Source organism: Paenibacillus glucanolyticus (genome assembly GCF_037333485.1).
GTDB classification, from domain to species: Bacteria; Bacillota; Bacilli; order Paenibacillales; family Paenibacillaceae; genus Paenibacillus_AQ; species Paenibacillus_AQ glucanolyticus.
Map to the genome: position 1 here is coordinate 6,129,775 of NZ_CP147845.1, position 20,301 is coordinate 6,150,075.

At 52.1% G+C, this 20,301-nt stretch carries 19 protein-coding genes; 12 read left to right on the plus strand and 7 right to left on the minus strand.

Annotation, left to right across the window (positions count from 1 at the left end; genetic code table 11):
• The first annotated feature begins 127 nt into the window (after positions 1-127).
• The 3 genes from pgmB (at position 128) to WDY75_RS28325 (ending at position 2,686) form a co-directional block, all read left to right on the plus strand.
• Positions 128-805 (plus strand): beta-phosphoglucomutase, encoded by a 678-nt coding sequence (gene pgmB / locus WDY75_RS28315; RefSeq protein ID WP_063478426.1) that lies wholly within the window; start codon positions 128-130, stop codon positions 803-805.
• 375 nt (positions 806-1,180) lie between these two features.
• On the plus strand, positions 1,181-2,143 hold the full coding sequence (locus tag WDY75_RS28320) for a phosphotransferase enzyme family protein (RefSeq protein ID WP_036644009.1): 963 nt from the start codon (positions 1,181-1,183) through the stop codon (positions 2,141-2,143).
• 24 nt (positions 2,144-2,167) lie between these two features.
• Positions 2,168-2,686, plus strand: coding sequence for a hypothetical protein (locus WDY75_RS28325; protein ID WP_063478425.1), 519 nt, complete (start codon positions 2,168-2,170; stop codon positions 2,684-2,686).
• A 245-nt stretch (positions 2,687-2,931) separates the two neighbouring features.
• Here WDY75_RS28325 and WDY75_RS28330 read toward each other — a convergent pair whose 3' ends face one another.
• From WDY75_RS28330 to WDY75_RS28345, 4 genes are all read right to left on the minus strand, one after another.
• Complete coding sequence (locus WDY75_RS28330; protein ID WP_156515041.1) at positions 2,932-3,270, minus strand: hypothetical protein; 339 nt, start codon at positions 3,268-3,270, stop codon at positions 2,932-2,934.
• Positions 3,224-4,087, minus strand: a complete 864-nt coding sequence (locus WDY75_RS28335; RefSeq protein ID WP_063478423.1) for an extracellular solute-binding protein — start codon at positions 4,085-4,087, stop codon at positions 3,224-3,226. The genes WDY75_RS28330 and WDY75_RS28335 overlap by 47 nt, the downstream gene beginning before the upstream one ends.
• A 67-nt stretch (positions 4,088-4,154) precedes the next feature.
• Positions 4,155-4,457 carry a hypothetical protein gene (locus tag WDY75_RS28340; RefSeq protein WP_063478422.1) on the minus strand — a complete coding sequence of 101 codons (303 nt, stop codon included), beginning with the start codon at positions 4,455-4,457 and terminating at the stop codon, positions 4,155-4,157.
• A 56-nt stretch (positions 4,458-4,513) separates the two neighbouring features.
• A complete protein-coding gene (locus WDY75_RS28345) occupies positions 4,514-5,380 on the minus strand; it encodes an AraC family transcriptional regulator (RefSeq protein ID WP_063478421.1) in 867 nt (288 codons plus the stop codon).
• Between the two features lie 126 nt (positions 5,381-5,506).
• Here WDY75_RS28345 and WDY75_RS28350 point away from each other — a divergent pair, with 126 nt between their 5' ends.
• The 8 genes from WDY75_RS28350 (at position 5,507) to WDY75_RS28385 (ending at position 16,171) form a co-directional block, all read left to right on the plus strand.
• Positions 5,507-6,796, plus strand: a complete 1,290-nt coding sequence (locus WDY75_RS28350; RefSeq protein WP_006207834.1) for a Gfo/Idh/MocA family oxidoreductase — start codon at positions 5,507-5,509, stop codon at positions 6,794-6,796.
• A gap of 115 nt (positions 6,797-6,911) precedes the next feature.
• Entirely contained in the window at positions 6,912-8,726 is a 1,815-nt protein-coding gene (locus tag WDY75_RS28355; RefSeq protein ID WP_006207833.1) for a sensor histidine kinase, read from the plus strand.
• On the plus strand, positions 8,704-10,302 hold the full coding sequence (locus tag WDY75_RS28360) for a response regulator (protein ID WP_063478420.1): 1,599 nt from the start codon (positions 8,704-8,706) through the stop codon (positions 10,300-10,302). Before WDY75_RS28355 ends, WDY75_RS28360 begins: the two co-directional genes overlap by 23 nt.
• 122 nt (positions 10,303-10,424) lie before the next feature.
• Entirely contained in the window at positions 10,425-11,339 is a 915-nt protein-coding gene (locus WDY75_RS28365; protein ID WP_006207831.1) for a carbohydrate ABC transporter permease, read from the plus strand.
• 5 nt (positions 11,340-11,344) lie between these two features.
• Positions 11,345-12,184, plus strand: coding sequence for a carbohydrate ABC transporter permease (locus WDY75_RS28370; protein ID WP_036644138.1), 840 nt, complete (start codon positions 11,345-11,347; stop codon positions 12,182-12,184).
• Positions 12,185-12,255: 71 nt separating this feature from the next.
• Positions 12,256-13,572, plus strand: a complete 1,317-nt coding sequence (locus WDY75_RS28375; RefSeq protein WP_063478419.1) for an ABC transporter substrate-binding protein — start codon at positions 12,256-12,258, stop codon at positions 13,570-13,572.
• A gap of 24 nt (positions 13,573-13,596) precedes the next feature.
• Positions 13,597-15,243 (plus strand): MGH1-like glycoside hydrolase domain-containing protein, encoded by a 1,647-nt coding sequence (locus tag WDY75_RS28380; protein WP_063478418.1) that lies wholly within the window; start codon positions 13,597-13,599, stop codon positions 15,241-15,243.
• 25 nt (positions 15,244-15,268) lie between these two features.
• The gene (locus tag WDY75_RS28385; protein WP_063478417.1) at positions 15,269-16,171 is read left to right on the plus strand and encodes a glycoside hydrolase family 43 protein; all 903 of its coding nucleotides are present in this window, start codon (positions 15,269-15,271) and stop codon (positions 16,169-16,171) included.
• Positions 16,172-16,341: 170 nt separating this feature from the next.
• Here the strand turns inward: WDY75_RS28385 and WDY75_RS28390 are convergent, their stop codons facing one another.
• Positions 16,342-17,361, minus strand: coding sequence for a Gfo/Idh/MocA family protein (locus WDY75_RS28390; RefSeq protein WP_036644028.1), 1,020 nt, complete (start codon positions 17,359-17,361; stop codon positions 16,342-16,344).
• Positions 17,362-17,386: 25 nt separating this feature from the next.
• Positions 17,387-18,160: a sugar phosphate isomerase/epimerase family protein gene (locus tag WDY75_RS28395; RefSeq protein WP_006207825.1), complete on the minus strand. Its 774-nt coding sequence runs from the start codon at positions 18,158-18,160 to the stop codon at positions 17,387-17,389.
• Positions 18,161-18,299: 139 nt separating this feature from the next.
• Here WDY75_RS28395 and WDY75_RS28400 point away from each other — a divergent pair, with 139 nt between their 5' ends.
• Positions 18,300-19,127, plus strand: coding sequence for an AraC family transcriptional regulator (locus WDY75_RS28400; RefSeq protein ID WP_036644140.1), 828 nt, complete (start codon positions 18,300-18,302; stop codon positions 19,125-19,127).
• Positions 19,128-19,344: 217 nt separating this feature from the next.
• On the opposite strand, the gene WDY75_RS28405 is transcribed toward WDY75_RS28400, so the two are convergent.
• Positions 19,345-20,190, minus strand: a complete 846-nt coding sequence (locus WDY75_RS28405; RefSeq protein ID WP_063478416.1) for an arylamine N-acetyltransferase — start codon at positions 20,188-20,190, stop codon at positions 19,345-19,347.
• Positions 20,191-20,301: the final 111 nt, after the last annotated feature.

Genomic DNA, 20,301 nt, shown 5'->3' on the forward strand with positions numbered 1-20,301 from the left:
CAGGTTAGGCTTACCGTGAGAAACCAGCTTCAGATAAGTGCATCATTGATCGTGCTCTCATTAGGAAATTAGCGATGATACTAGTACGATTGAATATATTTCAGTTGGTAAAAGGAGTTATTTGGACATGAGCATAGCGAAATCGCTGAAGGCTGTCATTTTTGACTTGGACGGCATCATTACCGATACAGCCGAGTATCATTATCAGGCCTGGAAGGCTACGGCAACCGAGCTGGGCATTCCCTTCACCCGAGAATTCAATGAGAATCTCAAAGGGGTATCCCGCATGGATTCCTTGATGCTGCTGTTAAGCCAGGCGGAGACGCCGGTCAACTATTCCGAAGGAGAGCTGGTGCAGCTGGCTGACCGCAAAAACAAGCTGTATGTCGAGCTGATCGAAACGATCACGCCAGCCGATCTGCTGCCGGGCGTCACCGAATTCGTGGCAGACATTCGGGCGGCGGGTCTTAAGACCGCCATTGCGTCCGCCAGCAAGAACGCCATCGCTGTACTGACCCGGCTTGGCGTCATGGATCAGTTCGACGTCATCGTCGATGTAACCAAGCTTACGAACAACAAGCCCGACCCGGAAATCTTCCTGACCGCTGCCGCGCAGCTGGGCATAGAGCCCGCTGACTGCATCGGGGTGGAAGATGCCGCGTCCGGCGTCGATGCCATCAAGGGTGCCGGCATGTTCGCCGTGGCAATCGGCAACGCTGCCCACTTCCCGCACGCGGATATCGTGCTGGACAGCACGTCACAGCTGAATTTCCGGGAACTGGCGCAGAAGTTCGAAGGTAAGTAGATCGATGTAGTGAAGGGGTGTTCCTTAGGTGGGACACCCCTTTTTGATGTGGCGGAGGTTGTTGCAGGGACGGGATGCTTCCCCATGGTCGCTGCAATCGGGCTGGCGGGGAGCCGCTCTTTGGCGACTCTTAGTCCCTTTTGGGGACTTGTTGGCGCGTAAGCCGCTCTTTGGAAAGTCCCTTTTGGGGACTTATTTGGCGCGTGCGAGCACCCATGCTGGGTAAGATTATCTCACAACGTCAGGATGCGCTATCCCGTTTTTTTGCAACGATGCACCATCTTCGGTAGACTTGAGTTGATACTGATGCTGCTGATTACCATCCGGTATGTGGACCAGACCGACATATCGAGAACACCATAAAGGGGATTTTCCATGGAACAGGCTGTTTTGAATCAGGGTGCCGAGCGTTTCGGCAGAGGTTCTTATTCACTGCAATTGCTTGGAGGATTTGACCAAAATGTATTTGAATATATCGGTGAAGACGGGCTTCGCTTCATCATTAAATTCTTAGACGCGGCCAAGTACCGCAAAGCCTCGATCATCCGCGAGCTGACGTGGATGGCTTATCTCGCCGAGCATGGGCTAAACATAGCGTCGTCGATTCGTTCCGCACAGGATCTCCTGATTGAAGAAGTCATTCACGGCTCCAAACGATATTATGTCATTGCCTTTACGAAGGCTCCGGGCAGCCCTTTATCCGATTTGACATCGGATTTTGCTATGATCGAGCGCTGGGGACGCGGGATGGGAAGCATGCACAAACTCGGCAAGAAGGACTCCACATCCGCTTCGCTCGTTCACCGCATGGCTTTTCCCCAATGGAATGATCATCTCATCTTTACGGATGCGTTCCCGGAGGCTGCCGGTGAAAGGGTACATACTCAGTGGAGGCGATATCTTAAGGAGCTGGAGTCCCTCCCGCAAGATCAGGACAGCTACGGGATCGTTCATAATGACCTGCACCATAACAATTTTCATGTACATAACGGGGAGATTGTCTTTTTTGATTTCGGGGATGTTTCTTACCATTGGTTCGCATACGATATCGCCATTGCCATCTATCATGCGGTTCAGACAGTCCCTGAACACAGGAAGGCCGAATTTGTCGCCAGATTCTTCGATTCGTTCTTATCGGGCTATCTGAAAGAGAACACATTGAGTGCGGATTGGATTGAACGGATTCCATTTTTCATCGACTTCCGCAACCTGTATTCCTATGTCTACTTCTCCAAATTCGTGGACTGGAACGAGATGGATGAGTCTACTCGGAATTATCTTCTAGCCATGAAAGCCGATATAGAATCAGGCCAATCGGTAGTCAATCTGTCTATTTAATATAAAGAAGGAAGATTGCTCGCCATGAAACCAAAATCCAAACATCTCCGCCGGCTCGCATATGCAGGCCTGGGTTTGCTCCTCTCAGCCAGCCTTCTATACCTGCTGTTTCTTCGTCCCACACCCATCAAGGCGGGTGGATTCACATCCCTTACGGCCGAGAATACGATCATCTTCGAAGTCATCAACGAAGGATTCACCAAGGTGGAGCTGCTGGATGTGCGGGTGAACGATGGCCAGAAACCAGCCAAGGCGGAGCTCGGCGTCAGTTACTCCCTTCATCTGGTCGGCGGAGACGACCTTGATGAAGACACCCATATCGAATTCGTGGGTATTCAAGAGATGCCGCTCCAACCTGAACTCACAGCAGATGAGAAGTTAGCCGCACTTGATCAGGGAGCACGCATCCCGCTCAATTATGGTGTCCGTCTTTTTAATGATACGCCTATCACCCAGATTGAAGTGACGTATAAGTATTGGGGGATCACCTTTAAGCGGGAGGTGCCGATGGGGCGGTTTTTCAATAACGGTTCAAGCACCTAAATAAGAACAGGTTTTAGTTTACGGGAGTATCATATTGAGCGTAATATCGCTCTAACTGCTTTTGTTATCACTGTTATATCGCTTCCGTTATATCTTTAACCAAGCTCTTTGATATCGACAAGTATACTATGATCACAGGACTCTCTTATACAACTAAATAAGCAAACCAAAGCCTCTATCCGTGTTGGATAGAGGCTGATGCAATTAAAGACCCCGTCTTGCAATTCTATGTAGTTAATCATTATCTACGATACAATCTCCGCCCACCGGGCCAGCGTCTCCTGTACCTCGGCCTCTCCTTTCATCATTGCCTCAATATCCAGATTGATCTGCTGCCTGGACAGGTTCCAGACCTGATTGGAGAGATAGGCATTCTTCTCAATGCGCTCCATGGCATACAGGGCGGGACCCCACCACGGATTATCGGTACGCCCAAGCTCCTTGGCCAGTGTTCTCGTGATCGGCAGGCCCCAATAAGCACGCTTGGCTTCCACAGAAGAGGGGATCGCCAATGCCTTCAGCAATTCCCATGCCAGCTCAGGCTGCCTGGACATGGCAGGAATACCGTATCCTGTCGAATACATCGTATAGATATCCACGCCGTTTCGTGCATGAGGCAATGCCATACGTCTCACTTAGCTCAGGATCGTGGGCCACCCCTCCAATATGCCTGCTAAAGTCATATATCATCGCACAGCGATTCGAACGAAATACGTTCTCAAACCGGACCCCCGGCAGAGGAGCGACACGGTGCTTCTGATACAAATCAACAATCCATCGATACGTAGAATGCGTAATTTCACTGTCCGTATAGCCCTTACTGACAGATCCGTCCTCCGATAAATGCCGTCCGCCCCTGCGCATAAGGAACGGCTCCAAAAATTCCACATCCGGATAAATATAGAGGCCATACCGGGAGTCCTCCGGATGTTCTTCGAGCCGCGTTAAGCGAATCGCAGCATCCAGAAACTGTGCATCCGTCCACCCATTCTCAGGGAACGGCACACCCGCTTCGGCAAACCTTTTTTTGTTATAAAAAATAAGGGGAACCGCGGCATCCACAACCGGCAAGGCTGCCAGCTGGCCCTCCCACATCGGATGTGACAAAGCCCCCTGGTAAAAATCATCGATGACCATCGCGGGATCATTCTTCAGATAAGGCAGCAAATCCCGGACAACGCCTTTACGCATCTGAGTAGAATATGCCCCCTCCCGGATGTGCAGCAGATCCGCTCCATCCTGATGAAACTGCTCCAGCACGCCGTAGCTGTCCTCTGCCCGGACAAGCACCACCTTTACATCTGGCCTGGCGGCTTCAAACGTTTGAATAACCGTCTGCACATATTTCAGATCATGTCCGTGCGATTCCGTGATGACGCGAAGCTCGGTTGGCGTTGTCATTTCATAATCCCTCCTGTATGATCGATCACGATTTCCCTGCACTTGCTCAGGCTGTTCCCATACGCAATTAAAATCCGTTCTTCTTCTCAACTAATCGCACATCGCTATGGGGAGTTACCGCATACGTATAGGTTGTTCGCATCTGCGGACCTTCCCCGTGTTTTGGTTCGCAGTCTTGTCTGATGATGACCGTGAAATCCTGTTCATGTTCCTTAACCTCCACGACATCGTTAATCGTCTCTAAGTCCCCTGTACACTTCGGCACTTGGGCCAAAACCTTGGTAAGTACAGCAGCACGGTCCATATTCCCCTCTAAGGGGTACCCTGATATTGAAACGACAATCATGAGCACCATGTATATCATACGCATAACATCAACTCCTCTCTAATGTCATAGACGTAACATTCCTCATAATGTTCTATAGATCAACCTGGATCTCTATACTGCTGCCTGTATGTTCGCGGCGACATTTGTACCGTCCGCTTGAACACCTTCCCAAAATGGGAGAAGTTGCTAAATCCTGCACGCATGGCGATATCCGTAATGGAATCATCGCTTTCGCGCAGCAAGCGCTGCGCCTCCTTAACCCGAAGCAGATTCAGATAATCGCTGAAGGTAAAGCCCGTCGTTTGCTTAAACAGCCGGCTGAGATAGTGCGGGCTGATTCGGAACGCCTCCGCTACCCCGGGCAACGTAAAACCTTTCTGATAGTTGTCGTTCAGATAACGGACCACCGCTTGGGTCTTGGGATGAAGAATGGGCTCGGTATCGGCGGAACGCACCGTGCCCAGCTGCTGATTACGGTACGCGTACAGCAGCAATTCAACCGATCGGTGCCGCAGCAGCAAGCAGCTTCCGGCTTGGGGATGAACCATCTCGTCCACCATTTCGCTGACCATTCGCGCCATGGCTTCGCTTGCCGGTGAAGGAAGCCTCAGAATCGGAATATCCCAACCGAACGGCTCCTTCAATCCTTCGGCCAATTCAGGCGAAATGGCCAGCTCCGTGAACAGCTCCGGCCTGATATAGAGGACAACCCGATCATGATCCGGCCTGCCGCTGTCCAGCGTCTTGTGAACGGCATTCCGGTCAACGAATACGAGATCCCCGGCTCTGACCCGATAGGAGCGGTCCTTAATGAAGTATATGCGCTCGCCCGACAACAGGTAGTACAGCTCGTAATGATCATGAAGATGGTCAACCGTCATCGAGAAGTACCCGATGCGGCGGTCATATTCGATATCCAGATATCCGGCAGGATCATGGTAATCCGCTCGAAATGGCTTCGTCACATAGCTGTCCCCCTTTCCTTGGATTATAGCAAAATATGCGGCATTTGAAAGCGATTACGCATAAAATGCGGCGAAAGAAGTGTTCCCTTGTTATAGGCTAGAGCTATATTCAAGGAGGCGATAGAGATGAGTGACAAGAAACGCTATGTATTGGTCGGAACGGGCGGCCGCGCCGAGTTCTTTTACGGAGCCCTGGCCCAGAACTTCCGCGACAAATCCGAGCTTGCTGCCTTTTGCGATATAAACCAGACCCGCATGAATTACGCGAATCAGCTGCTGAGAGACAAATATGGATATGCCGAGGTTCCTACCTATCCTGCGGATCAGTTCGATCAGATGATTGAGAACGAGAAGCCGGACTTCGTCATTGTGACCAGCATCGACCGCACCCATCACAAGTACATCATTCGCGCGATGGAGCTTGGCTGCGACGTCGTGACCGAGAAGCCGATGACCGTCGATGAGGAGAAATGCCAAGCGATCCTGGATGCCGCCAAGCGGACCGGACAAAATATACGGGTAACCTTCAACTACCGTTATGCTCCGCACCATACCAAGGTACGGGAGCTGATTATGAATGACGCCATCGGACAGGTGACTTCCGTCCACTTCGAATGGCTGCTGAACACCCGTCACGGGGCGGATTACTTCCGCCGCTGGCACCGGGACAAGCGAAACAGCGGGGGGTTGCTCGTTCATAAATCGACCCATCACTTTGATTTAGTCAATTTCTGGATCGGCTCCCATCCTGAAACCGTTTTCGCATTCGGGGATCTCATGTATTATGGTAGAGAGAACGCGGAAGAACGGGGCGTAACCCAATTTTACAATCGGGCAACCGGCAATCCGATCGCCAAGGAAGACCCTTTTGCGCTCCATCTGGATTCCGATGACCACCTCAAAGCCATGTATTTGGATGCCGAGCCGGAGGATGGCTATCAGCGGGATCAAAGCGTATTCGGGGACGGCATCAACATCGAGGATACGATGGGCGTTCTTGTACGGTACCAGAACAAGGCCATTTTGACCTATTCCCTTGTCGCCTACCAGCCGTGGGAAGGTTACCGCATCGCCATCAACGGCACCAAAGGCCGGATCGAGATGACTATTGTGGAGCAATCCTACGTGAACTCGCTGGGTGACAAGAATCTGGAAGGCGCGTTAATCGGTAAAACGCTGCGGGTGCTCCCGACGTTTGATGCCCCGTACGAGGTTCATGTAGAAGAGCAAGAAGGCGGGCATGGGGGAGGCGACCCGGTTCTCCTGAACGATCTGTTCGGGGAGCCCGTGGAGGATCCATACGCCCGCGCTGCGAACCATATTGATGGAGCAAGATCCATACTAACAGGAATTGCAGCCAACCGCGCCATCGCTACCGGCATGCCTGTACGAATCAGCAACCTGGTTCGTTTCTAAGCAGTACAAGGCTGCTTCAAGCAAATTCTCTTAAGCAAAGGCTGCGTCATTCACGCAGTCTTTTTTTCTATTTCCAAGGGCAGCCTTGAAGTCCATTCGGTAAGGAGGGAAAATGATGTTCTTCTCATTAAAAAGCCGTCTGATCGCCTTTATCGTTGTCCTGTTCGTCCTCTCTTTCGGCACGCTCTCCTTCCTGCTCTTTACAGAATCGCGAACCGTAATCCGCTCCTACATTGAATCCTCGGCCCTGGAGAAGATGGAGGAATACGGCTCGTACGTGGACATGGTCCAAATGCAGATTTACGATGTCGCCTCCCTGGTCTTCAACAGCGACATGGCCAAGAACTGGGATAACGCCATACGCGACCCGAGCCTTCCCGAAGGGGAGAAAATGCTTGCTAATCTCGCGATGAGCCGATTCCTGACCCAGGCCACCAACAGCTATACCAGCATCTCCGACGTTTCCGTCTACCGGCGGAACGGGCTTCGCATCGGCAGCGAGAACCAAGTCGCGAATGACCCCGCCTTTATGCAAGAATCGTGGTACAGAAACTTCTTCACGTCCGGGGACCACTGGCTGGCTGCCCATACGGATCAGCATGAACGCGTAAGGGATCACGGCAATCCGGTTGTCAGCCTGCTGATGCCTCTCGGTACCTTCCATCATGCGACGGCACAGAACGTGATGAAGGTGAACGTCAGCGAATCCTATTTTCTGGAGCCGCTCAGCCGCATCCATTTGGCCAAGAATAGCACGATTTTTCTGCTTAATGAACAGGGAAGCCCTATTCTCTCCCAGCAGGCGCATGAGCTTGGTGCTCGGGCTATAGCGGAAATCGACCGTATTCGAAACGGCCCGATCAAATCAGGAGTTGTCTATCTGACCAACGATGAGGGGCAGCGAGACATTCTGGTACACAAAAAGCTGGGGCGTACCGGCTGGATGCTGGCAGGTCTGGCACCGGAAAAGGAGTTATATTCCTCTCTTCACAAACTTCAGAGCACGATCTTGGTAGTTACGGTTGTCCTGATTCTGGTCTCCCTGTTTGCCGCAGCATGGCTCTCCTATGGCGTCACCAAGCCTTTAACGCGACTGGTTCTGGCCATGAGGCAGGTGCAGCGGGGCGCTTTCGATCAGGCGGATTCCCTTCTGCCTCCCGACAAAAACGTAAAAAGCGAGGTCAGTTACGTCATCTCGACCTTCCGCTACATGGTCAGCCGCCTGCGGCAGCATATCCAGAATGAATTCGAGCTGAAGCTGCTCCGCCAGCAAGCGGAATACAAAGCCCTGCTCATGCAGATTAATCCCCACTTCATGTTCAATACCTTGGAGCTGGTAAGCAGTCTGGCCATGCAGCGCCGGACGGAGGATACCGTCCAGGTCATCGAGGACCTTGGCAAAATGATGCGATTCTCCATGAATACGAGCGACGATCGGGTCCCGCTTGAGGAAGAGCTGGCTTATGTCCGGCACTATATCTCCATTCTGCAAACCCGCTTCGGTCATAAACTCGGCATCTCCATCACGGAGGAGGGCAAGCTGGATTCACTGGTCATGATCAAGTTCATTCTTCAACCGCTGATCGAGAATGCCGTCAAATACAGCTTCCAGCATCAGACCACGGCACAGGTGGATATCCGGATCAGCAGAGTGGATAACCGCCTGCATTTCAGCATTGCGGACAATGGCCCCGGCATGCCGTCCGAGATCATCCGCAAGCTGCAGGACCCCATGGCAGCTTCTCAGCTAGAGCCGATCCTGCGGAGCGAGAGCTGGCACATCGGACTCGGCAACGTGATTGCACGCTGCCGCCTGCATTACGGTGCCTTGTTTGCCGTCCATATCCGGAATGGAGTTCAAGCGGGCACATGCATCGAACTGATTCTACCGGTACAGGAGGAATATCATGTACAACGTATTGATCGCTGACGATGAGATCGAAGTCCGCGAAGGGCTGAAGCTGAAGGTGGATTGGGAGGGCATGGGCTTTGCCATTTCGGGGGAGGCCGCAAACGGCGTAGAAGCCGAAGCGCTCTTGCGAGCAGAACGCTTTGACCTGCTCATAACCGACATGAATATGCCCGTTATGGACGGAGTCCGTCTGCTGGATACTTGCCGAAGCCACAATCCTTCCATCCAGATCATCATCATAACCGGATACGAGGATTTCCAATACGCCAGAGCCGGCGTCCGCAGCCAAGCCATGGATTATTTGCTGAAGCCCGTAACCCGGGAGGATCTGAGAACAGCACTGACCAAAATCAAAGCGGAATTGGATAAGAACCGCAAGGTACGGGACGATTCGGAAATGATGCAGTGGCGTCTCTCCCAGTATTACAAGGAAATGAAGGAACGCTTCCTGCTGGATCTCGTGCGAGGCAACCGGCTTCCGGCTTCCTCGCTGCCGGAACGGATTCGGCTGTTCCACCTGGAATCATGGCAGGATCACAGGGTCTGCTTCGTAGCCGCAGGCATGAGGGAGTCCAGCATACAGCATACTCCCAAAGGGCGCGCGCCAGAGCAGCTTCACCTGCCGTTCGAGATGGTCTGCCATGAAATCGCCCAGTCTTATCCCGGCAGCATCCAGGTATTTCATGACGCAGCCCATCCCGGAATCATGTTCTTCATTACGCTTGACGGCGTTCAGCACGAATTCACACGCAAGCTCGCGGAAGATGCGGCTTCCTATTTAACCATGGATGTGCAGGTCGGGCTGGGACTTCCCGTATCGGGACTTGAACGCTGGAAAGAAGGGTATATTCATTCGCTCTTGGCGTGGAATCTGGCAGAGCGTCAAAAGGAACAGGACCGCACGCCCGTAACAGACCACAGTCCATTACTCCCGGAGGAAACCAATCGAACACTGCACCGCTGTCTGATTCGGGGCGAGCTGGATTCCTTTCGCAGCGTCATCCGGAAGGAGCTTGCCGAGGCATACCAGCTCTCTCCTTCCCGCTTGGTCCGGAGCCTTTTTCAAATTTCACTGCTGATGGAGTCCGCCGCCGCTGACTTCATGGGGTATTCTCAGGGAAGGGAGCCTCACTGGATTTCGCCGGAATGGGTGCTGTGGATGGAGACTCCCGAGCAGGCAGAGCGTTTGCTGATGCAGTGGGCGCAAGATTTTGTGGATCAGCAGCAGGTCTCTGAGGGCGGGGAAGCTACTCTGATCGAGTCAGCCAAACGGTATATCGAGGAGAATTATATGCAGGAATTAACGCTGACCTCGTTAGCTGAACAATACAACTACCACCCTACCTACTTCTCGGAAATGTTCAAGGAAGGTGCAGGCATATCCTTTATTCACTATGTTACGGAAGTCCGTATGAAACACGCCGTACGCCTGTTGAAGGAAACTACCTTAACCGTATGGGATATTGCAGAGCTCGCCGGCTTCTCATCTCCCGGCTATTTCAGCTCCAAGTTCAAAAAAATGTTCAACATAAGCCCATCCGAGTTCCGATTATCGCAATCCGAAAAAATCGAACATGATGATCCGAAGAAATGAGATTCCGGCCCCTCCCCTTCCCCGGTATGATGAGTTTACCAGAAGTAACGCCGCCTCAATTGTAAGCGGCTTCACATCTCAGGGTAACCGCCCATTCTCATCCATCTGAAGGGAGGCATAACATGAGAAAGCTGTCCAAGCCCTTATACGGCCAGCAGAATAAGACAGCCTACTTGTTTCTTCTGCCTTGGCTCATCGGCTTCTTCTGTCTGACGCTGGGGCCGATGATTGCATCACTGTACTTATCCATGACGAAATTCAACCTGTTGTCATCGCCGACTTGGACGGGACTCAGCAACTATGTCCAGATCTTTACCGAAGACGATACCTTCCTAAGATCCTTGTGGCTAACGTTCTACTATGTGTTCTTGTCCGTGCCGCTGAGGCTTGCATTCGCGCTGCTGGTGGCGATGGCGCTGAACAAGGGCATTCGCGGACTCGGCATTTACCGAACCGTGTATTACATCCCTTCCCTATTGGGGGGAAGCGTGGCCATTGCCATTGTCTGGCGTCAAATCTTCGATGGCAGCGGACTGGTCAATCAGTTCCTGAGCTGGTTCGGCATCACGGGGCCATCCTGGATTGCCCATCCCGACTATGTAGTCTATACGATCATCACCCTGTCCGTCTGGCAGTTCGGGTCGGCCATGGTCATCTTCCTTGCCGGTCTGAAACAGATTCCTGCCGATTTATACGAAGCCTCGGGCGTAGATGGTGCAGGAAAGCTCCGTCAGTTCTTCGGCATCACACTCCCGATGCTGTCACCGGTCATCTTTTTCAACCTGATCATGAGCATGATCAATTCCTTCCAAGCCTTCACGCCAGCTTATGTTATCGGGGACGGCCGGGGAGGACCGCTCGACGCCACGATGTTCTACACCTTGTATCTGTATCTGAAGGGCTTCTCGTTCTTTGATATGGGATACGCCTCAGCCTTGGCATGGATCATGCTGGTCATCATCGGGGTGTTCACCGCAATTGTCTTTCTCACATCGAAGTTCTGGGTGTTCTACGGGGACAACCAGGAAGGGAGGTAATGGATATGCCACTCAAGAGACAACTGGTTCAAGCCGGCAGGCATGCTGCCATTATCCTCCTCGGACTGGCGATGCTCTATCCGGTGTTATGGCTAATTCTGAGCTCGTTCAAACCAAATCAACTCATCTTTACCGACAGCAGCCTTATCCCGACAGCCTTTACGCTGGATCATTATGTGAACGGCTGGAAAGGGCTGCAGGGCATCTCCTTCGGCAGGTTCTTCAGCAACTCCCTGCTGATCTCGGCACTGAGCGTCATCGGAAATGTCATCTCCTGCTCACTCGCGGCCTACGCGTTCTCCAGGCTGAAATTCAAGTTTAAGAGCCTGTGGTTCAGCATCATGCTGGTGACGATTATGCTACCTTACCATGTGACACTGGTGCCCCAGTACATTCTGTATAACGAGCTGCAGTGGATTAATACGTATTTCCCGCTCATTCTGCCCAAGTGGCTGGCGCAGGACTCCTTCTTCATTCTGCTGATGGTTCAGTTTATCCGGGGAATTCCGCGGGAATTGGACGAGAGTGCCACCATCGACGGCTGCGGACAGCCGCAGATCTTTTTTAGAATCGTAGTGCCGCTGCTTGTTCCCGCGCTCATTACAACAGCCATCTTCACGTTTATCTGGAGCTGGGATGATTTCTTCAGCCAGATGATTTATCTGAGCAAAATTGATCTGTTCACCGTACAGCTGGGAATTCGGTCCCTGTTCGATCCATCGGGACAATCGGATTGGGGGGCGCTGCTCGCCATGTCCACGCTGTCGCTGCTGCCTGTGACCATCATCTTTCTTGTGTTTCAGCGGTATTTTCTCGAGGGCATTGCCACAACGGGCCTGAAGTAGTCACGCGCTGTCTGTTCTGTTCGTGAGCATGAAGCACATTTCAAATTATATTTAAACCGGGGGGATTAACTATGTTAAAACGATCTATGGTGGGTATGCTGGCAGGACTCATGTTGTTCGTAACAGCCTGTTCCGGAACGGATCATACCGGTGCTGGCGGAGATACGGATAACGGAGCCGCGGAGAGCGGCCAGGTTGAACTGCGCATGATGTGGTGGGGCGACCAGAAACGGGCAGATATTACGAACGAAGCGCTTAAGGTGTTTCAGGAGAAACATCCGAATATTAAAATTATGGGTGAATTCTCACCCTCCTCAGGATATTTTGACAAGCTGAATACGCAGCTGGCATCCGGCACGGCACCGGATATCTTCTTCTTAGGCGGGAATGTGGTCGACTATGCCAAAAAGAATGTCCTTCTGGATCTGGATCCGTATGTTGGCAGTGAATTGAATCTGGACGGAATGGATCCCACCATGGTTGAGTATGGCCGTCTCGACGGGAAGCTGCAGCATATTTCAGCCGGTGCGAATGCCCGGGGCATTGTCATCAATCAGGCACTGTTCGAGAAGGCCGGAATCCCTTTGCCGGAGCCGAATTGGAACTGGGAGGATTACGCAGCTGTCAGCAAGGAACTGTCTGACAAGCTGGGTGATGGCATTTTTGGAACGTACAACTTCACCGTCGATGGCATGGACATCTATCTGAAGCAGCGCGGCAAACAGCTGTATAATATGGAAAATGGAACTCTGGGCTTTGCCAAAGAAGACATCCAGGAATGGTTCCAATATTGGGAGGAGACGTCTTCAGCAGGTGGTGTGGTCACACCTGAAATGCAGGTATCCAATCCGCATGACGACACTAGTAAATCGCTGCTGATTACAGGCAAGGCCGCCATGAGCCTCCTTCCTTCCAACCAGCTGGCTGCTTTCCAGAGCCTGACGGAGGACCCGCTGATCCTCCATCCGGTACCGCGGGGTCCCAAGGGTACGGGTGTTGTATTCGAATCCAGCCAGGGATTGTCCGGTTATGCGAATACCAAGCATCCCAAGGAAGTCGCTATCCTGATGGATTTCTGGATCAATGATCCACAAGCCGCCAAAATTCTCGGCAGTGACCGGGGCGTTCCAGTAACGGAAGCCAACCGCAATCTACTGCAAGAGGAAGCCGGTCCGGTGGAGGAAATTGTATACCAATACACAAGTCTCGTATCTGAGGCTACAAAATCAGAACCTTTTGACGTGAGTTACAATCCTCCGGGATTTGCTGAATTCTCCAAACTGGCGCAAACGACAAGCCAGGAAATCGGCTTCGGCCGAAAGAGCGTCGAGCAAGCCGTTTCGGACTTCTACAATGGCACCGTTCGAATCTTTGAATCGAATCAATAAACCAGGCTCTACAAGGAGGCGGACATGACCGAAGTTATGCTGGACCGTCTGCGCGGGATCTCGATACAGGATCAGGTGCAGACGGTTAAACCGGAAGATCAGAATTTGTTGCGAGAATGGCAGGAGTCAGGCGTACGATTTGCCGCATCGGGCGGACGGCTGGAGGCTTCATATTATACGGCGCTGGAGAAGCTGCTTGCCTGCATCGTGCCGATGGCTGGCAGCGAGCCTATTCTGCAGGAAGGCGGGATTTATCTTGGCTGCTGGCTGGAGAGCACCGGCACCATCAATGCGGAGCTGCTCTCGCGCTTGATTCCTTCTGTCTCGAAATCGACCTATCTCGCCTTTGCGGCTCACCAAAGAGAGGACGGTTTGCTGCCTTACAAATTAACGGAGAACGGTCCCTCCTTCCGGCAGATTCAGCTGGTTACACCGCTGGCACGCAGTGTATGGAACCATTACCAGCTCCACGGCAAGGACCGCGACTTTCTGAAGACCATGTACAAAGCCATGGCGCATTATGACGAATGGATTGCAAGCTTCCGCAATACCCGGGAGACTGGCTGCGTAGAGGCCTTCAGCACCTTCGACACCGGACATGATTTATCACCCAGGTTCTGGCATGTTCCGGATACACCCTATATGAATGATGCCGCAGCCTATCACCCGGATTCTCCGGTCCTGCCTTTCCTGGCACCGGATTTGACCGCCAACATCTACTGCCAGCGCATATATTTGGCCCGCATGGCCGAAGAGCTTGGTGGATCCGGAGCTGATTGGAGAGCGAAAGCCGAGTCCAGCCTCGAGAGTCTCTTCCGTTACTGTTACGACGAAGAAGATATGTTCTTCTACGACCGGGACCGGAATGACGAGCTGGTCAAAGTCCAGTCCGATGTGCTGCTGCGCGTGATGGTCTGCGAGGTTGGGGACCGTGAATGGTTCGACAAGCTGCTGCGCCGGTATTTGCTGAATACGAGCAAATTTTTCGCCAAATATCCGTTTACATCTATGGCGATGGACGATCCCAGATTCGATCCGTTCTCCTCCTACAACAGCTGGGGCGGGTCGTCCAACTTCCTGAGCCTGATTCGCGCTCCGCATGCGTTTGAATATCACCACCGCTATGTCGAATTGACGTGGGTACTGCATCCGATCCTGTCTGCGCTGTCCAAGGCAAAGCGCTTTGCACAAGCGTTAAGTCCCTGGACCGGAGAGGAAGGTTTTACCGAGACGTATTCCCCTTCCATCCTGTGTCTGCTTGATTATGTGGAACGGTTGTGCGGGATTATGCCGGTCGGGTCGGACCAATTATGGTTTACCGGTCTTCTCCCCGTCGACATGGATCATGGCGAGGAAGTTGCAGGCAACACAGCCTACAGCCGCACGGTGAATGGGCTGCATTACGAATTGGTAAATACAGCAGATCGTATAACGATATACCGGGAAGGCAGCGTTCATATTGAAGGACCGGCCGGAATTCGGCTGGTTACCGATCGAAGCGGACACCTGGAAGGCGTCATTGGAATGAGTGTGCGCACCATCGAGGGCGAGCTCATCTATCAAGGCAATTCCCTTCCGATCCGGATCAAAGGAAATGAAATGCAGCGATATCGAGGCGGAGGCTTGAAAACAGAGAGGGATATCGGCATTATCTATCCCTCCTATCGTTAATGATTTCAGGAGGTGCCTGAACAGCATGAACACTCAGGATATTCAGCTGCGGGATCCTTATATCCTGCCTGATTCCAAGCACAAGAAATACTACATGTACGGCAGTACCGACAAAGATATATGGAGGGAAGGAAACGGCTTCGATGTCTATATAAGCGAAGATCTTCGGCATTGGGAAGGCCCTTGTACGGTCTTCCACAAGACCGATAATTTCTTCGCGGAGGTGAACTTCTGGGCACCCGAAGTGTACGAATATCATGGCCGTTATATCATGTTTGCCACCTTTCGCAGGAAGGATAATGATCTGCTGGGCACTGCGGTGCTGTCAGCGGAGCAGCCGACAGGGCCCTTTGCTCTCCATAGCAGCGGTCCTGTGACACCGGCGGATTGGAGTTCTTTGGACGGCACGCTGTATATCGATGAGGAGAACCAGCCGTGGATGGTGTTCTGCCATGAATGGCAGCAGGTTGGCGACGGCGAGGTCTGTGCCATGCGCCTAAGCCCGGATTTATCCGAATCCGTATCGGAACCGGTGATCTTATTCCGTGCCTCTGAGGCAGCGTGGACCACACCGTTTCATTCGCAGCGCTTTCCCGGGACCGGAAACTATGTGACGGACGGTCCCTTTCTATTCCGGACAGCACCCGGCAGCCTGCTGATGCTGTGGGCCAGCTTTGTCGACGGCCGCTACGCGCTCGGCATTGCCAAATCCCCATCCGGCAGCTTGATGGGTCCCTGGCTTCAAGAGCCGGAACCCTTATATTCCAGCGACGGCGGGCACGGGATGGTGTTTCGCACGTGGGAGGGGCAGCTGATGCTGGCGGTACATACCCCGAATCGGACGCCGGAGGAACGTCCGATCTTTATCCCTGTAGTTGAAGACGGAGACAGCCTTAAGGTAAGTCCGATGAATCGGCAAACCGGTTAAAGCACTGGAGTGAATAAAAAAACAAGAGCCGCTCTCCATAGTAATGGCAGAGCCGCTCTTATTTTTATGAAAAAGTTGTTGCTGCCCGGCTTATCATGATCATGGCTTTACTATCGCATATGACAAAAAGAGAAGCCGTATGCGTACGGCTTCTCTTTAAACTCATCCTATTACAGCTTCACAATCTTACCCGTCTCTTGCGATTCGAATGCGCCCAGGATGACGTTCAAGGAACGCAGCCCTTCCTCACCGGAAATGCTAGGAGGCGTGTTTGTTAGAATGGATTCCACGAACGCGTCGATGACGCCGCTCGGAACCTGCTTCTCATTCGTTGCCATGGCACCAACCTTGTAAGTCTCGATCGTACCATCTGTCAGCTCGACGTTAACCTCGTCACCATGAACGGCACCGATCTTCATCACGCCTTTCTCGCACCAGAGGACCGTTCCGTTATCACCGGATCTGTAATGCGTCCAGCTTGCCATCAGCGTGCCGACTGCGCCACTCTTCATGCGAACGATGCAGGTTGCATTGTCGTCCACGTCCGTTCCCTCTTTGTGGACTGTTCCAATAAAGCCGGCAACTTCAGCGATTTCATCGTTCAGCAAGTAACGGATAAAGTCGGATTTGTGAACGCCAAGATCACCCATAGCACCCATAATGGCTTCTTCCTTACGGAAGAACCAGCTGTCGCGACCATCCAGGCTCCAGCTCTCTGGACCCCCATGGCCAAAGGAAGTACGGAACGTAAGCACCTTGCCGAGCTTGCCGGAATCCAGGATTTCCTTAGCTTTTACGTGTGGAGGCATTAAACGCTGATTGTGGCCTACCATCAGGTAAACCCCATTCTTGCGTGCTGCCTCGATCATTTGCTCTCCTTCTTCCGTTGTTGTAGCCATCGGCTTCTCAACCAGTACATGAAGGCCAGCATTCGCTGCTGCAATACTCATTGGAGCATGCAGATAGTTCGGCGTACATACGCTAACGGCATCAAGCTTCTCATTCTTAAGCAGTTCTTGGTAGTCGGTATAAGCTTTGCCGCCATACTGGGCAGCCATCTCTTCGGCACGTTCCTTTACCGGATCGGCAAAAGCAACCAGCTCCACATTAGCATTGTTCGCGTATTCAGGAATATGTCTGCGCTGGGCGATGGCGCCGCAGCCAAACACAGCCACTTTAATTTTGCTCATTGAAAGTCTCCTTTTTGCACATAGATTAAAATTGGTTCAGGTAGTTCTGCTTCAGCCAGTTCATGCTGTTCTCCACGCTTTGCAGCGGTGGATTCTGACATACGTCCTGCTCCACGATCAGCCATTCCGTGCCTGCATCCGATGCAGCTTGAATGACACCCGGCAGGTTCACAGAGCCTTGGCTCAGCTCCAGCGTCTTCATGTTGCCTTCAGCGTCTTTGCTGAAATCCTTCAGGTGAAGCAGCGGCAGGCGTCCCGCATATTTCGGAATGTAAGCCAGCGGATCTTGTCCGGCAAACTGTACCCAGCATACGTCCATCTCCACTTGTACGGCTTCCGGCGTCGTTGCAGAATACATCGCATCAAATACGAATTCACCGTCAACCTCAGCTTCGAATTCAAACGCATGGTTATGGTAACCAAAGATCAGTCCTTGCTTGCGTGCTTCAGCTCCTACTTCTTCCAGGAAGGAGAAGAGGTTCTTCCAATCCTCAGCATCTTTACGATCTTCTTCAGCCACATAAGGGCACATCATATATTTAGCGCCAATGGTTTTCAGGTAATCTATCTCCTTCTGCAGGTCTGCACGAAGAAGATGCAGGCCCACGTGGCTGCCAATCGCCTTAAGGCCGAGCTCTTGAAGAAGCGTTTTCATTTCCTCGGCTGGAATGTCTCCGTAACCAGCGAACTCCACGCCTTCATAACCCAATTCAGCCACTTTGCGAAGCGTACCGCGGAAATCCTGAGCCGTTTCATCGCGCAGCGTATACAATTGCAAACCAATGTTCATTCTTCTCATTATAGCGCACCTCGATTCCAAAAATGAGTTACTGCTCTATCTGCTACTATCATACATGCAAATAGGCTAAAATGAACATAAACAATATTGCTGCAACATGAACTATCTGCTTGCATTTTTACTGGGGGTTTTAACCATGATGGAGGCAAGACTGCTAATCTGCGACTATTCCTACCACTTCCAGCAGTTCAGCAACAGCCACCGGGGCGGCTTGACGACCTATCTGTTTCGTCTCCAAACCGAGGGGTCCTGTGAAATATACTGCAACGGCATCGAGCACCACGTGCAAGGGGGCGATCTGCTGCTGCTGAAACCCGGCGATGAATACGAGCTGCGGATCAACGATGACGGCGAGGATGGCCGCGTATCCAGCGGAGATTATTATATATTTTGCGATGGGTCATGGATCGATGATTGGTGGAACCGGATCCATCGGCCAGTTGTCAGCCATGTCGGGCTCGACGATCAGCTGCTGGGTCTGTGGAGACAGATGCTGCTGGAGAAGCGGCGCGGACTTGAGGGGGAGACCGGGGAGCTGACGGATTATTTGCTGCGCAGCCTCTGCCTGTGTCTGGACCGTGCCATTACCGAGATCAAGCCAACGGATCGGCTTGCCTTCACCGCTCTTCGGCTGAAGCGATTCGTGGAGGAACATGCCACGATCACCTTCAAGCTGGAGGAAGCCGCTTCTCATGTCGGGCTCAGCTTATCCCGGGCCGTTAAACTGTTCAAGGAGTATTACGGAAAAACCATGATTCAGTACGCCTTGGAGATCAGGCTGAACGCAGCCGTTGAGCGCATGAAATACAGCACCATGACGCTGGAGGAGATCGCGGAAACCTGCGGCTTCGCAAGCTATTCCTATTTTCACAGAGTATTCCGTGCCACATACGGCATGTCCCCGGTCAAATACCGGGAAACGGCAACCGTACCGGCAAGGCCGGGGCAAGAGAAAGCCCCTCGGTAATTTTTTCTCTACATTATAAGAAGCAGCCTGCGCGTACCCGGAAAGGTGGAGCAGGCTGCTCCAGACTACAGATGCTATTAATAACTCGATATACTCTCCAGTACCCCATTAGTAAGTGGAGATAAGGGATATTATACCATGCTTCGACAGGTTGAATAGGTAATTTGAACTAATTGGTGCTACCGTTCTACTCGGGGGAATCCGGTATAGCGCTGGCTTAAAAAATATCAACACCGAGACTCTGTAGAACCGTTACGGCATCTTCGACAGGCAGCTTCGGAAGCTTAAACTCATGATCGATCACCTCTCGAAGCTCGCTGAGGTCCGATAAAACGCGCTTGTCAACCCTCCCGTCTTCATGCCGGATACTCAGTATATTATTGATTAGGGACAGCGACCGTTCTTGCTCCAATTGCCAGAGCTGACAGCGTAGTATAGAGGTGAAGAGATCGTTAGGCTTAAAGTACTCCCTAATAGCAGGCTGAAAATCATCGAATTGATAGGTTTTTCGGGTATCGAAGGACCATACCAGATCTGTAAGCAGCTGGCCGTCCACATACCTGTAGTACGTGTACGTTCCCGGCTCGTCTCCCGGACGCAATCTCACTTCAATTCCAGCATATTGGGAAACCTGATCAGGATAAGTCTCCAACCGAACGGGTTCGAAAAACGGAGCAGCGTTCCCGCAGTCCACATACACTTCTTCTTGCCCATCAGGGTTCCGAACAAGCAGTCCGACATGCCCCTCGCCCAGCAGCGTATAACGAGTTGGAAATCCGAGCTGGTTCAGCAGCTGATGGAGACTGCTGTTGATCATATAACAAGTGCCTCCCGCATTCAGCTGCATCAGCTGATCGACAAACCTCTTCTCGTCTTGCTCCAGTCTGCCTTGCTGGTGATACTCATGATACCGCAGCAGCGTGCTAATATTCTCGAAAGGAATCCTATTATGATGCGCAGTGCAAATCTCGGTTAAATACGCCAGCGAAGCCTCCTTGAATGGAACCCGAATATACTGCAAATAATTGGCGGCCCATTCAGGTAAGTGTACTTGTTCCGTCACTATCGTTCACTCTCCCTTATCGAATGCTGTTGATATACTCTTTATTTTAAACGATTCGGCATATGAATACTTCGTACGAACGATAGTGGAACTATGCAAAAATAGTCTTAC